11 protein-coding genes and 1 tRNA gene are annotated in these 14,442 nt (G+C 40.4%); 11 read left to right on the forward strand and 1 reads right to left on the reverse strand.

Annotation, left to right across the window (positions count from 1 at the left end):
- Positions 1 to 172 precede the first annotated feature (172 nt).
- The 5 genes from sufB to FAZ15_RS13100 all read left to right on the forward strand — a co-directional run bounded on the left by sufB (position 173) and on the right by FAZ15_RS13100 (position 6,245).
- On the forward strand, positions 173 to 1,624 hold the full coding sequence (gene sufB, locus FAZ15_RS13080; RefSeq protein WP_136901768.1) for a Fe-S cluster assembly protein SufB: 1,452 nt from the start codon (positions 173 to 175) through the stop codon (positions 1,622 to 1,624).
- A 71-nt stretch (positions 1,625 to 1,695) separates the two neighbouring features.
- Complete coding sequence (gene sufC, locus FAZ15_RS13085; RefSeq protein WP_136901769.1) at positions 1,696 to 2,454, forward strand: Fe-S cluster assembly ATPase SufC; 759 nt, start codon at positions 1,696 to 1,698, stop codon at positions 2,452 to 2,454.
- A gap of 51 nt (positions 2,455 to 2,505) precedes the next feature.
- On the forward strand, positions 2,506 to 3,813 hold the full coding sequence (gene sufD / locus FAZ15_RS13090) for a Fe-S cluster assembly protein SufD (protein ID WP_136901770.1): 1,308 nt from the start codon (positions 2,506 to 2,508) through the stop codon (positions 3,811 to 3,813).
- A gap of 204 nt (positions 3,814 to 4,017) precedes the next feature.
- Complete coding sequence (locus tag FAZ15_RS13095) at positions 4,018 to 4,953, forward strand: glycoside hydrolase family 43 protein (RefSeq protein WP_136901771.1); 936 nt, start codon at positions 4,018 to 4,020, stop codon at positions 4,951 to 4,953.
- On the forward strand, positions 4,950 to 6,245 hold the full coding sequence (locus tag FAZ15_RS13100; protein WP_136901772.1) for a BNR repeat-containing protein: 1,296 nt from the start codon (positions 4,950 to 4,952) through the stop codon (positions 6,243 to 6,245). The genes FAZ15_RS13095 and FAZ15_RS13100 overlap by 4 nt, the downstream gene beginning before the upstream one ends.
- A gap of 29 nt (positions 6,246 to 6,274) precedes the next feature.
- On the opposite strand, the gene FAZ15_RS13105 is transcribed toward FAZ15_RS13100, so the two are convergent.
- Positions 6,275 to 7,453 (reverse strand): MFS transporter, encoded by a 1,179-nt coding sequence (locus FAZ15_RS13105; protein WP_136901773.1) that lies wholly within the window; start codon positions 7,451 to 7,453, stop codon positions 6,275 to 6,277.
- A 202-nt stretch (positions 7,454 to 7,655) separates the two neighbouring features.
- Between FAZ15_RS13105 and FAZ15_RS13110 the strand changes: the two genes are divergently transcribed.
- The 6 genes from FAZ15_RS13110 (at position 7,656) to FAZ15_RS13135 (ending at position 14,432) form a co-directional block, all read left to right on the forward strand.
- A tRNA-Lys gene (locus FAZ15_RS13110) sits at positions 7,656 to 7,731 on the forward strand.
- Positions 7,732 to 7,971: 240 nt separating this feature from the next.
- Entirely contained in the window at positions 7,972 to 8,889 is a 918-nt protein-coding gene (locus FAZ15_RS13115) for a L,D-transpeptidase (RefSeq protein WP_136901774.1), read from the forward strand.
- A gap of 213 nt (positions 8,890 to 9,102) precedes the next feature.
- A complete protein-coding gene (locus FAZ15_RS13120; RefSeq protein WP_136901775.1) occupies positions 9,103 to 12,240 on the forward strand; it encodes a S41 family peptidase in 3,138 nt (1,045 codons plus the stop codon).
- Positions 12,241 to 12,299: 59 nt separating this feature from the next.
- A complete protein-coding gene (locus tag FAZ15_RS13125; RefSeq protein ID WP_238387247.1) occupies positions 12,300 to 12,779 on the forward strand; it encodes a hypothetical protein in 480 nt (159 codons plus the stop codon).
- Between the two features lie 99 nt (positions 12,780 to 12,878).
- The gene (locus tag FAZ15_RS13130) at positions 12,879 to 13,931 is read left to right on the forward strand and encodes an aminotransferase class I/II-fold pyridoxal phosphate-dependent enzyme (RefSeq protein WP_136901776.1); all 1,053 of its coding nucleotides are present in this window, start codon (positions 12,879 to 12,881) and stop codon (positions 13,929 to 13,931) included.
- A 207-nt stretch (positions 13,932 to 14,138) separates the two neighbouring features.
- Positions 14,139 to 14,432, forward strand: coding sequence for an HU family DNA-binding protein (locus FAZ15_RS13135; RefSeq protein ID WP_136901777.1), 294 nt, complete (start codon positions 14,139 to 14,141; stop codon positions 14,430 to 14,432).
- Positions 14,433 to 14,442 lie beyond the last annotated feature (10 nt).

Consider the following 14,442-nt stretch of genomic DNA (forward strand, 5'->3'; position numbering starts at 1 on the left):
TAAATGGGATGCAAATGCGTCTATAGTTAGAAGAAATGACTTTTATCACAAATTTCGTCAAAAATCATGTTCAAGCCGTCGAAGGATACTGTTTTATTGGGGGATAAGTCGTAACTTTGTTGTCCGAAATAGAGTTAGGTTATGCCTAAATCAGATAAAAAGGGAAAGAGTTATGAGTACCAAAGACGACGAATTACTGAAAGAGCTGGAGCAAGAAGAATATAAATACGGTTTCACCACCGATATTGAAATGGATATTGCACCGAGAGGATTGAATGAAGATACTGTTCGCTTGATTTCTGCAAAGAAAAATGAACCCGAATGGTTATTGGAATGGAGATTGAAAGCCTTTCGTCATTTCTTAACAATGAAAATGCCTACATGGCAAAATTTTGATAATCCAGAAGTTGACTTTCAAGATTTATCTTATTATGCGGCTCCGAAGCCTAAAAAGCAGTTAGAAAGTTTAGATGAAGTTGATCCAGAATTGCTTTCCACATTTGCTAAATTAGGGATTCCCTTGGATGAGCAGAAAATATTAGCGGGTGTTGTTGCGGTAGATGCTGTATTCGATTCAGTTTCAGTAAAGACAACTTTTCGTGAAAAATTAAAAGAAAAGGGAGTGATCTTTTGCTCATTTGGCGAAGCCGTACAAGAGCACCCCGATTTAGTACGCGCGCATCTAGGCTCAGTAGTGCCACAAACAGATAATGTATATGCAGCGTTAAATTCTGCAGTATTTTCCGATGGTTCATTCGTGTATATTCCTAAGGGCGTTCATTGTCCAATGGAGCTATCTACGTATTTCCGTATCAATGCACAGAATACTGGGCAATTTGAGCGAACATTAATTATTGCAGACGAAGGTTCGTACGTGTCCTATCTTGAAGGCTGTACCGCGCCAATGCGTGACGAGAATCAACTGCATGCCGCGGTAGTCGAACTGATTGCACAACGAGATGCCGAAATTAAATATTCAACAGTTCAAAACTGGTATCCAGGCGACAAAAATGGAGTGGGTGGAATTTACAATTTCGTTACCAAACGTGGTATATGTAAAGGAGACAATTCCAAGATTTCCTGGACTCAAGTTGAAACAGGTTCGGCGATTACTTGGAAATATCCAGGAGTCATTTTGAAAGGGGACAATTCGGTCGGAGAATTTTATTCTGTAGCAATGACGCGTAATAAGCAATTGGCGGATACCGGCACGAAGATGATTCACTTGGGCAAAAACACGAAATCCAAAATTATTTCTAAGGGAATCTCTGCGGGAAATAGTCATAATAGTTACCGCGGGTTAGTAAAGATTGGTCCCAACGCCGATAATGCACGTAATTTTACCCAATGTGACTCTTTATTAATAGGAGATCGTTGTGGGGCGCATACATTTCCGTATATAGAAAGTAAAAATAAATCAGCGAAATTAGAGCATGAAGCAACAACTTCCAAAATCGGGGAAGATCAGGTGTTCTATTTGAATCAACGTGGTATTGATTCAGAAAAAGCGGTGGGATTAATTGTAAATGGTTACGCCAAAGAGGTGTTAAATCAATTGCCAATGGAATTTGCTGTAGAAGCACAAAAACTATTAGCAATTTCATTAGAAGGTTCTGTAGGTTAATTTTAAAAAATGAATGAAACATTGAGGATGTAGGTCTCATATCTCATATCTCAATACTCAATACTAAAAAAATGTTATCAATTAAGAATTTACATGCGTCTGTTGAAGACAAGCAAATATTAAAAGGACTAAACTTAGAAGTTAAAGCTGGAGAAGTTCACGCGATAATGGGACCCAACGGTGCTGGAAAAAGTACATTGGGCAACGTTTTAGCAGGTCGTGATTCATACGAAGTAACAGACGGTACAGCGCTATTGGATGGGGTAGATTTATTGGATCTTTCCCCAGAAGACCGTGCGCGGGAGGGCTTGTTTTTAGCATTCCAATATCCTGTGGAAATTCCGGGTGTCTCAAACATTAACTTCTTAAGAACAGCGGTAAATGATATTCGTGAATACAAGGGTCTTCCTCCAATGGAAGCGAAAGAGTTCTTACAAATGGTAAAAGACAGGCAAAAATTAGTCGAATTCTCAGCGAATTTAGCCAATCGCTCTTTGAACGAAGGGTTCTCAGGAGGAGAAAAAAAGCGTAATGAAATATTTCAATTGGCGATGTTGAATCCCAAACTATCCATTTTGGATGAAACCGATTCTGGATTGGATATTGATGCTTTACGTATTGTTGCAAAAGGCGTAAACCATTTGCGTTCCAAAGACAATGCTTTTGTAGTTATCACCCACTACCAACGTCTATTGGATTATATCGTTCCTGATTTTGTACACGTACTACATGATGGGCGTATCGTAAAAACAGGTACGAAAGAATTGGCATTAGAGTTAGAAGAAAAAGGATACGACTGGTTAAAAGAATTAGATGCGCAAAATGCCTAATCGGTTTTACGATAATTAATTAAGGTAATGAGCGGATTGATAATAAATAACATGAGTACATTAGTAGCAAACTCTTTATTCCAACAGTTGACATCGACTTTCCAAGAATTGGAAGCATCAAACGAACCTACAATTCTTAAAACAATACGTCAAGAAGCATTTGATCGCTTTGAGAAAGAAGGTTTCCCAACTGTAAAGAATGAAGACTGGAAATATACAAACATTCAAAATCTTGTCAATAAGACCTACTTATTGAACGAAGATGTGGATATAGCAGATATTGATTTCAGTAAAGCCGATATTCCTAATTTGGATGCACACCGTATCGTATTGATCAATGGCCAATATGTGATGGCATTCTCTTCTTTGGAAGATGAAATCGGCGTTACGGTAAAATCAATTGAAGATGCCGCTCACGAGGACGGATTTAAAAACCATTTTGCGCAATATGCGGACAAAACCGATAATGTGTTAGTGGCGCTGAATACAGCTTTATACACCTCTGGGATTTATCTTTATGTCGGGAAGAACAAAGTAGTATCTAAACCTATTCAGATCGTACACGTTGCGACTGGAGGTGCGGATTTCTTTTCCCAAACGCGTAATTTATTCGTAGTAGCGGCCAATGCAGAAGTCGAGATTATCGAATCTTTCATTACATTGGACAATACCGCAAAAAATCTCCACAATAAGGTGACCGAAATCGTACTGGAGGAAAATGCAAAAGCGCAACATTATTATCTACAGTTAGCCGGCGATACCGGGAGCTATATCAATCATACCGAAGTATATCAGCACCAATACAGTCTATATAATAATTACAACTGTACTTTTCCGGGAGTTTCGTTTGTACGTAATAATATCAATGTACGACTGGATGCGGAAAATGTAGAGTCACATTTATATGGTATCAATCTATTGGCGGATAATCAGTTTGCAGACAACCACACGATTGTGGATCATCTGAAACCGCATTGCGAGTCATATGAATGGTACAAAAACATTCCTCAGGACTCTTCAACTGCCGTTTTTAACGGTAAGATTTTTGTGCGCGAAGATGCCCAAAAGACGAACGCATTTCAGCAAAACAACAATATGTTGATTGGCGATAAATCAACAGTCTATACCAAACCACAACTGGAAATCTTTGCAGATGACGTCAAATGTTCACATGGTTGTACGATGGGACAGTTTGACGATGAGGCGTTGTTTTACTTAAGAGCTCGCGGTATCGGTGAAGAATCCGCACGAATTTTATTGGTTCATGCATTTGCATTTGATGTCACCTCCCGTTTTTCAAATGAAGCAGTGCGCGAATACGTGGAGAACCTGGTCGCAAAAGGATTGGAAAGGAAATAAATCTAATATAATTTTAGCAAAAAACCGTTTAAATGAAAAATTAAACGGTTTTTTTGTTTTTCAGTATTTACAAGTCTTTCTCCATAGAAGGTGAACCCACGTCTTCTTTTTTGTAAAATTTAGATTATTCTTGAAGATGGATGACTTTTAATTGTTATGTTTACACCAATAAACCCAAAACCTAGTGTAATAACAAAATTATACATGAAAAATAGCTTGTTTCTTTTACTTAGCTTCTTCATCTGCGTAAACAGTTATGCGCAGAAAAGAGATTCGGTGTATGCCTTTTCCTATTTTAAAGACAATGGGCAAGATGGATTGCATTTGGCCTATAGCGAAGATGGATTAACGTGGAAAGCACTAAAAAATGATGAATCTTTCTTGAAGCCTGAGATAAGTGCAGATAAATTGATGCGCGATCCCTGTATTATCCGTGGTGTCGACGGTCGGTTTCATATGGTATGGACAGTGAGTTGGACGCAAAAAGGAATAGGCTATGCTTCCTCAAAAGATTTGATCAAATGGTCAGATCAGCAATATATTCCGGTAATGGAACATGAACTGAAAGCTCGGAATACCTGGGCACCTGAAATCACTTACGATTTCATTAACGAAGAATATATGATTTATTGGGCAACGACCATCGAAGGTAAATTTTCCGAGACACAGATAGAAGACGACAATCGGTACAATCACCGTATGTATTACGTAACGACCAAAGATTTTCAATCTTTTACAGATACGAAGTTATTGTATGACCCTGGGTTTAATGCTATTGATGCCTCGATTGTACGACATGACGGTAGGTGGGTAATGTTTGTAAAAGATGAAACAAAAGTTCCTGTTCAGAAAAATATAAAAACAGCAATTGCGGAATCTATCACAGGGCCTTATTCCGATATTTCCGCTCCGATTACAGGGAAGTATTGGGCAGAAGGTCCTACAGCCATAAAAATAAATGACGAGTGGATTGTATATTTTGATAAGTATACTAATCATCAATATGGTGCCATAAAATCGCGTGACTTGATAAATTGGGAGGATATTTCGGCAAAAATCACGATGCCTAAGGGGATTCGTCATGGTACTGTATTCAAAATTTCAAAAAAGGAGCTCAAAAAATTATTGAAGGCGAAATGAAAAAAAAATTAACATTATTTTTTCTACTATATGTGGGAATTTCTTCTGCACAAAAAATGGAGAAGAGTACAGTTGGCTTGGGTTGGGCGAGTAACTCTATCAACACCACCATTTTTCGTAAAAATTCGATAATCTCCGGTTCCAAGTATCAGTTTACTTCCTATTATGACAACGACGGTTTTGTGTGTGTGGCCCGCAGATCATTGGGTAATAATGATTGGAGCATAAAAAAGACTTCTTTTGTCGGAAATATCAAAGACGCCCATAACTCAATTAGCATCATGGTAGACGGAGAAGGCTACCTTCATTTATCCTGGGATCATCACAATAACGCACTAAACTATGCAAAAAGCAAGCAACCTTTTGAAATAGATCAGTTTGAAAAATCGGCAATGATAGGTTCATCAGAAGGAAGTGTAACCTATCCGGAATTTTATCGGAAAAGCAATGGTAATATTCTATTTCTGTACCGAGATGGTGGTTCAGGTAGAGGTAATTTGGTGCTGAATGAGTATATCCTCGCAGACAAAAATTGGATACGCATACACGATAATTTAATAGATGGAGAGGGGAAACGAAATGCATACCCGCAATTTTGTCTGGATCGTCATGATCATATGCATCTTTCCTGGGTGTGGCGTAATACGCCGGATGTAGCGACTAATCACAACCTTTGCTATGCAATGTCTAAAGACGGAGGTAAGACATGGGAAAAATCTTCAGGAGCAACTTATCAATTACCGATAGATTATCTGCAGTCCGACATCATTCATATCATCCCCGAGAGCAGTGATCTCATGAATCAAACATCCATGACTACGGACGACGACGGAAAGGTTTATATTGCCAATTATTGGCGGGATACGACAAGTAATCTACCACAGTACCATGTCGTGTTTCAAGATAAAAAGAAGTGGCAGACGCGTGTATTGAACTTCCGTCAGAACGACTTTAGACTTGCCGGAGGGGGAACGAAGAAAATACCGATCTCCAGACCGCAAATACTCGTTTCTGGTGGCGGGAAAAAAGCTAAAGTATATCTCCTGTTTCGAGATGAAGATCTTGGATCTAAAGCTTCCGTGGCTATTATTCCCAACGCTGGGAAATCTGCCTACCGCATTGTTTCGTTGACGAATCGTAGTCTTGGCGATTGGGAGCCCTCCTATGACACCGAGAGATGGAAACACAGAAAGGTACTCAGCTTATTTACACAAGAGGTGACGCAGAAAGATGGTGAAGGGCTTCAGCAAACTGCACCAACAGCAATAGAGATTGTAGATGTACGTTTTTAACCGGGCTCATCTTTAGGTAAATTTATTGGCTAATTCTCTTTGAATACCCTGAGCTTACTTGTCATAATAAATAATAAAAGGCCAAAACAAGCAAAGATACCGTACGAATATCTTAAGCTAAAGAGTTCGGCGATATATCCAATTAATGGTGGTCCCATCAGAAATCCGAGGTAACTAATACTCGAAACCATGGCGAGTGCTACACCAGAAGGAATAGTTTTGTGTTTTCCAGTGATCGAATAAACAGTAGGAATATTACATGCAACCCCTAGGCCAACAAGCATAAAAGCCGCTGTACATACGATGAAGTGTGGCCATACCACCGATAGCATCATGCCCAAAAACATTAGAATCCCACTAATCTGAAGCGTTCGCTGACGTCCGATCCGACTGATCACAAAGTCGCCTACAAATCTGCCCGATGCCATCATAACCATAAAAGAAGCGTAACCTACAATGACGAGGTTTTCAGGAGCTCCTACGATATCGTGAAAGTAAACGCCACTCCAGTCAAACATCGCACCTTCAGTAGCCATGCTACAAAATCCGATTATGCCCAATGAAATAAGGGTGCGGTCGGGTTTGAATGAGCTCGATTCCTTTTCCGAGGCACCTTGCTTAGGAGGAGCCAAAAATGCTTTGTTAATCAATGTACTTAGAATCACCATTCCTAGAATAATCAAAAAATGCTGGAGGGTAGTAAGACCTAAATTTAATGTCAATAAGCCTACCAGAGCGCCTGTAAATCCGGCAATACTCCATGCCCCATGGAAGGATGACATGATTGGTTTTTTAAAAATATCCTCTGCCAATACCCCTTGTGTGTTTACTGAAATATTGCACATGTTCCCAAATACGCCAAACAGAAACAGTATGCCTCCTAGTTGCCATGCATTAGTCGCTACTCCGATCAGACATAATATGCAACTGTAAATGATAGCCGTATTAGGTAGGAGATGGTGGCTACCGTATTTAGAAACCAATTTCCCTGACAGCGGCATGGTAACCAGTTGACCGATGGGAAGCATTAATAGGATAGTTCCGAGTTCCCCTTCAGATAGTTGTAAATTTGATTTAATGATCGGAATACGGCTTGCCCAAGAGGCAAATGCTATTCCCTGGCAAAAATAAAAAAGTGAAACAGCAATGCGGATTCTATTTTTATGTTGTAAAAGATCAGGTTGATCGTAGTATTTTAACGTAGACATGGGAATGAAATTTCGAACACAAAACTAAGTAACCTAAAATTAAAATTGAGCATTTTACGGTCAGATTATTTCCTTACTTTTAGATTTAATTTACGGCAAGAACTATGAAAACAAGAAAATTTAGAAGTAAACAATACTTGTAGTAGGTACGAAACTCTTTTGATTTTGTGATAATCTATTGTACCTTTAGTCTGCTGAAAAGGACTCCGTAGCTCAGTTGGTAGAGCAACTGACTCTTAATCAGTGGGTCGAGAGTTCGAGCCTCTCCGGGGTCACCAATCAAAAAAGTCGTTTTTTCAACAGAAAAACGACTTTTTTCGTTTCTAAGAATCCATATCATTAAGGAATTAAACCGTAATTGGGTGATTACGCAAGTCTCTCAGCGAGCTCTCCGCTAAGTTGAAGTTATTTACGGTCCAGACGTTGAAAGAATATTCTTGCGCCATTTAATCGTGTTTGTTTAACCAACAACCAACAAAACAGTGCTACGATTGTTAAGGTTTAATAAGTTAAGCTATATGACAAAATATATCCATTTAATCGTTCTGTGTGCCATTATGTTTACACAAGCGGCCTGTAACCGTGGCGCGAAAAACAATAACGACGGCAGCACAGATTCATTGGCTCACAAAGAAATAGAACCTTTTGAGGGAGGGTATGATTCGCTGCTGATCAAAGGGGCTGCTGATCCCGACAGCGCACTGGCTGAATTTGAAAAGAGGTACAGTGAAGAGCAAAGACAGGTTATCCTGGCGCTGAATCGTATTGACCGTTATCATATAAAACAGGCCGATATGTTGGTCGTTCCAGATTCGGTATGGACAGATCTTTCAGTATATTCCCCCTTTCCTCCGCGGCTTAAGGAATTGCAAGAAATTCACAAGATCATTTTTTTCTCCTATCCTTATCAGGCATTTGCCGTTTATGAAAACGGATTGCAGGTACGCTGGGGTCCTACTAGTATGGGCACGCAAAAAGATTCGACGCCTGTCGGCTTGTTCTTTGCCAACTGGAAGGCCGAGGAGCACATCAGCACGGTAGATGATGAATGGCTATTGAAATGGAATTTTAATATCGAAAATGAAAAGGGGGTCGGTTGGCATCTGTACGCTATGCCCGGTTATCCAGCATCGCATTCCTGCCTACGCCTATTGGAAAACGATGCGCGATGGCTGTATGACTGGGCAGATATGTGGGTACTGGAAGGCGAACATGACGTAAAAGCCCAAGGCACTCCGGTTATCGTGTTTGGCAGCTATGATTTTTCACAGAAAGGTCCCTGGTTAAATCTGCCCGACGATCCCGATGCCAATACCATTAGCGAAGCCGACCTGAAGCGTGAGCTGGAATCCCACCTACAAAAAATACAGGAAGAGCAGGAACGGCGACGGCATGTTATCCAGGGCGAAAAGCGGGATTCGACAGTTGCTAAATAACGGGCAATATTATTTCTGTAAATCACCAACTACGTTTTGACTCCGCAACGCAGTCGGTAGAGTGACTAATTGTTATTTATTCTGTTATCTATTGGTGTCGACAGAATCTTGTAAAAAAATGAATACCAGGTTATCAAGATGATAAAAAAGTCAATAGGTATTTTAAATTTGTATTTTACAAAATAAATAACATACAGAAACCTCATATTAATCATGATAAAAGTTTTCCTCTGCGCATTGGGGATGTCCATTGGCTGCTCGTTTTTCACACAGGCGCAATCTCCATCTGAATTATCTTTTTTATCACACCCCACACTAAGTCCTGATGGCAATACAATCGTTTTTAGTTATGATGGCGACCTATGGCGCGTATCTGTAGAAGGGGGAGCAGCATTCCGACTCACGGCCATGAAAGGTAATGAAATAGCACCACGTATATCTCCGGATGGAAAGTGGCTCGCATTCTCATCTAATCAAAGCGGTAATATGGATGTCTATGTTATGCCACTTGAAGGAGGTGATATTAAACAGCTAACCTATCATGAAGCAGGAGATGAGGTAGATAGCTGGAGCTGGGATAGCAAATCAATCTACTTCACGTCATCACGCCACAATAGATTTGGCAGTTACAAAGTAGTGCGGAGCGGAGGTACAGCAGAGCGGTTATTTCCCCATTATTTTAATACCATTCATAATGTTGTAGAGACCCCAGAAGGAGAGCTGTTATTTAACGACTCGTGGGAAAGTTACAGTGCAGCCAACCGCAAACGTTATAAAGGTGCTTTCAATCCAGATATTCTTTCCTACAGTCCGAAGGATAATACGTTCAAGCAATATACCGACTATGAAGGTAAAGATTTTTGGGCAAGTGCGGATCGTAAAGGCAACATCTACTTTGCCTCCGATGAAGAAAATGATGAGTTTAATCTCTATACGTTCGTAGGGCGTCAGAAAACGGCGCTGACTAAATTTTCAACCTCTATAAAGAGGCCCTTTGTGGCCGCTAATGGCGAACGCGTGGTCTTCGAAAAGGATTATCAACTCTTTATATATGATGTGTCTTCAAAAAAGATAACACAGCCCAAGATCGCACTTAATCGCAACCTTGTTCTGGATAAGCAGCAGGAGTTTGATGTAAAAGAAAATATCAGTAATCTTGATGTTTCTCCTGACGGAAAGAAAATGGTTTTTGTGTCAAGAGGCGAGCTGTTTGTAAGTGATATAGACGGAAAATTCGTAAGGCAAATGCCCGGTCAGGGCGAGCGGGTCATGGAGGTCATGTGGCTAAAGGATAATAAAACCCTAATATATAATCAGACGTATCAGGGATATCTCAATTGGTTCACGATCAATGCAGATGGGAAAGGACAGGCCAAGCAACTCACGCAGGATCTGCGCAACAATAGAGATCTTGAGATGAACACAAGCCGCAGTCAAGCCGTTTATCTAAGTGGTAGGGATGAAGTACGCCTATTGGACCTCGCTTCTCTTAAAAGCAGCACTATCGTGAAGGATGAGATTTGGGCATTCCAGAATTCCTCACCCTCATTCTCCCCAGATGGCGCTTATATCCTATTCACAGCATATCGCAACTTTGAACAGGATATCTTTGTGCATCATCTAACAAGCAACAGTACCATCAATTTAACCAATACGGGTGTTTCTGAAACGTCGCCGACCTGGTCGCCTGATGGAAAGTATATCTACTTTGCTAGTAACAGAACAAAACCCTCATACCCAACAGGTATGCAGAATGCGAGCATATACCGGATGGCACTTGACAATTTCGATGAAGACTATCGTATCAGCAAGTTTGACGAACTCTTTAACGAAACGGAAAAACCGACAAAGGATACCACAAATGCAAAAAAGAGCACAGCCCCCTCGCCGGTGGTAGCGATCAACACGCAAGGACTACTGGATCGCATATCCTTGGTAAGCCCTGCTTTCGGGACACAGGCGAATCCTACGATCCTCAAGAAAGGAGAAAAGACATATGTCTTTTATTCTTCTAATCATGGCGAAGGGCGCACAGCACTTTATCGTACCGTCATGGAACCTTTTACCCCTAATAAGACCGAGAAAGTAGCTGATGGCGGTGTATCCAATCTTCTTGAAGTGGGAGGGAAATACTACGCATTGAGCAGAGGAGCAATCCATAAATACACGATAGAGGCAAATAAATTAGACAAGGTAGAGCTTGCACTAAAATTTCAACGGAATCTGCAAAGTGAATTTAAACAGATGTTTTATGAAACCTGGGCAGGTATCGAAGAGAATTTTTACGATGACAATTTTCATGGTGTAGATTGGGCAGCCGTTAAAAAAAGATATGAAACATATCTCCCTCAGGTAAATAACAGGAGCGACCTGCGTATTCTGCTCAACGACATGTTGGGAGAGCTGAATGCCTCACATCTCGGCTTCAATTCTTCCGGTCCCGAAGAACGCAAAGATTTTACGACGGTTTCCAATGAAATCGGTGTGTCGTTTGATTCCGGGAATCCACTTCAAGTCGCTCAGATTATCCAACGTAGCCCGGCCTCCCGTAAAGATGTCGACATCCAAGCTGGTGATATTCTCGTCGCTGTAAATGGAAATAAGGTTTCAGCTACGCAGGACAGAGACTATTATTTTGCACAACCCTCGTTGAAGGAGGAAATGACGCTTACTTTTTTGCGTCAGGGGAAAGAGGTCGTCGTTAACATCCGCCCGCAATCATCCACCGCACAAAAAGATCAGTTGTACGATGAGTGGATCAAATCGAATAGAGGCAAAGTCGATTCTTGGGGTAACAATCGTATTGCCTATTCACATATGAAGAATATGAGTGGCGATCAGCTGAACCAGTTTTTGTTGGATATGGCCGAACACGAAAATAATAAGGAAGCCATCATTCTGGATTTACGTTACAATACCGGAGGCAATGTACACGATGAGGTGCTGAGATTTTTATCACAACGGCCTTACCTGCAATGGCAGTATAGAAATGGTAAAAGAGCGCCACAAAGTAATTTTTCGCCAGCATCCAAGCCTATTGTGCTGTTGATTAACGAACAGTCGCTGAGCGATGCCGAGATGACTGCTGCCGGATTTAAAGCATTAAAATTAGGCAAGGTCATCGGCACTGAGACGTATCGCTGGATCATATTTACCTCCGCAAAAGGATTAGTCGATGGGTCGATGTACAGAGTGCCGGCATGGGGCTGTTATACCCTAGATGGACAAGATCTAGAGCAAACAGGAGTGGCTCCGGATATTTACGTTAAAAATACAATCGCTGACCGCTTGGCAGATCGGGATCCGCAATTAGAAAGAGCGGTGAAGGAAATATTAGATGAACTGGACTAATACCGGTTTAGTTTTTTAATTATATATTGTAGATTAGTGCTTTTCAAAAAATCCCGAGTATGAAGAAGATTGTAGTGTTTTGCTGTGGTTTATTATCCTATGTTGCCTCGGTGAAGGGCCAGGAAAGTGTTGGCGGGAAGCCCGGTGGTAATTCGTGGATATGGGGGCCATCGATTGGCTATCAATATCAACATGGTAACTTTTTAAAGCTGTCAGGCTGGGGACTTTTTGCGCCCAATGAATATCAGTATATCAAGATAGACGGAGGAGCAAATTTTACCTGGATGATGGATCGCACTACTATAGTGCCAGAACTTGGGCTAACCTACTATCTTAGTGATAAAGGGGTATGGCCATTTGTTAAAGGAGAGATCACACCCTATACCGTGACACCTAAGGTCGGTATAAGTTTGGCATCGTTGGTCGATATCGGGGTGGGATATGGTGTTAATATCAACCAAAAATCTGATTTTAAGAAGATTGATGGGTTTACATTTTCTGTCGGATTAAATTTCCCCTTGAATTTTCATTTGTATTAAGCTGATGACACCTGATAGCTTCTTCACCTTTAAAGAATAACCGAGTATAAGAGTTTATTTATGCCATTAAACTCTTACATTAATAAATAATTTACTTGGATGAAAAATTTTCAATATTTAAATCAACCTACCGGCCGCTTCATCCAACAAGAGGGGAGAGACTATCTTTTTTTTGGTGGCACAGCCTATTTGGGATTGCTTGACAATCCGGATTATATTTCGCTTTACAAAGAGGGGATAGACAAGTATGGCCTTAACAATGGAACCTCGCGTAACAACAACATTCAGTTGGGGATATATCCTGAAGCGGAGCGTTATATCGCACAGCGTTTTGGATTTGAAGATGCGGTCTTGCTTTCAAGTGGTTATTTGGCAACCCAGTTGGCGGTAAAGGTCTTTCGTAATTACGGCGAACTAATTTATGCGCCAGATACGCATCCTGCCCTATGGATTGATCGAGATCCACAAGTGGAGAAGAATTTTGACACTTGGGTAGACAAAACCGTAGATTACATAAACCACTCTAACAAGGGTAATTTTGTCATCGTGTCCAATGCACTGGATAATTTGATGCCTATGCTGTATGATTTCTCAGGTTTTAAAGCTATAAAATCACATAAAAAGATATTATTCGTGCTAGATGACTCGCACGGTATCGGGGTGTTACGAAAAAACGGAATTTCGACAACGTTGGATTTTGCCAATCAAGATAATCTAACCGTAGTGATCGTTGCCTCCCTGGCCAAGGGGATGGGGACCGATGCAGGTGTCGTTTTAGGTAATAGCGAGCATATAGATATGCTGCGGAACGACTCTATTTTTACCGGTGCATCGCCTTCATCTCCAGCCAGTATGTATGCCCTTTTGAACGGACAAACGATATACGAACAGGCTTTTGATAAGCTACACGATAACATTTCTCTAGCGCAACAATTACTTGCGTCTTTGCCATTTAGTAGCATTCCCCATTTCCCGGTTTTTAGTACGACAGATTCCAATTTATACCATTATTTGTTGAATAACAATGTATTGATTTCCAGCTTTCCCTACCCTTTTCCAACGAGTCCACTGCTGAATCGCATTGTAATTTCGGCTTTGCATGAAGAGCCAGACTTACGTCACATTGCTGCTACCTTTAAGGTAAAATTGTAATAAATATTTGACAGTCAGCAAAATAATAGTAACTTTGCAGACATTTTTGGGGGATCATCGCATCAGTTAAAACGTTAAATGTTTGAAAATGAAAATTTTCAGTATCAAAAATACATGAAAATATTTTTAAAGCTCATTTAAAAAAGATACTTTTGCAACCCCAAATGATGGGATGAGAGAGAAATAAATAATTACAGTATAATAGATATGACTAAAGCAGAAATTATTGCGGAAATCTCTACCAAGACAGGTTTAGAGAAGGTAGACGTTCAAGAGACAGTAGAGGCGTTTTTCAAAGTTGTTAAAAATGCAATGATTGGAGGAGAAAATGTTTATGTTAGAGGTTTTGGAAGTTTCGTTGTAAAAAAGAGAGCTGAAAAAACTGCGCGTAATATTTCCAAAAACACAGCGATTATCATCCCTGAACATTTTGTTCCAAGTTTTAAACCAGCAAAAGTTTTTGTTGAAAAAGTAAAAACTGGGAATAAAGCAAAAAAATAAGAGTAAATTC

This window comes from Sphingobacterium olei (assembly GCF_005048855.1).
Classification (GTDB): Bacteria; Bacteroidota; Bacteroidia; order Sphingobacteriales; family Sphingobacteriaceae; genus Sphingobacterium; species Sphingobacterium olei.

Bases quoted from the DNA above. Each gene is read 5' to 3' on its own strand.
- sufB (WP_136901768.1), top strand. From the start codon at position 173: ATGAGTACCAAAGACGACGAATTACTGAAAGAGCTGGAGCAAGAAGAA.
- sufC (WP_136901769.1), top strand. From the start codon at position 1,696: ATGTTATCAATTAAGAATTTACATGCGTCTGTTGAAGACAAGCAAATA.
- sufD (WP_136901770.1), top strand. From the start codon at position 2,506: ATGAGTACATTAGTAGCAAACTCTTTATTCCAACAGTTGACATCGACT.
- FAZ15_RS13095 (WP_136901771.1), top strand. From the start codon at position 4,018: ATGAAAAATAGCTTGTTTCTTTTACTTAGCTTCTTCATCTGCGTAAAC.
- FAZ15_RS13100 (WP_136901772.1), top strand. From the start codon at position 4,950: ATGAAAAAAAAATTAACATTATTTTTTCTACTATATGTGGGAATTTCT.
- FAZ15_RS13105 (WP_136901773.1), bottom strand. From the start codon at position 7,453: ATGTCTACGTTAAAATACTACGATCAACCTGATCTTTTACAACATAAA.
- FAZ15_RS13115 (WP_136901774.1), top strand. From the start codon at position 7,972: ATGACAAAATATATCCATTTAATCGTTCTGTGTGCCATTATGTTTACA.
- FAZ15_RS13120 (WP_136901775.1), top strand. From the start codon at position 9,103: ATGATAAAAGTTTTCCTCTGCGCATTGGGGATGTCCATTGGCTGCTCG.
- FAZ15_RS13125 (WP_238387247.1), top strand. From the start codon at position 12,300: ATGAAGAAGATTGTAGTGTTTTGCTGTGGTTTATTATCCTATGTTGCC.
- FAZ15_RS13130 (WP_136901776.1), top strand. From the start codon at position 12,879: ATGAAAAATTTTCAATATTTAAATCAACCTACCGGCCGCTTCATCCAA.
- FAZ15_RS13135 (WP_136901777.1), top strand. From the start codon at position 14,139: ATGACTAAAGCAGAAATTATTGCGGAAATCTCTACCAAGACAGGTTTA.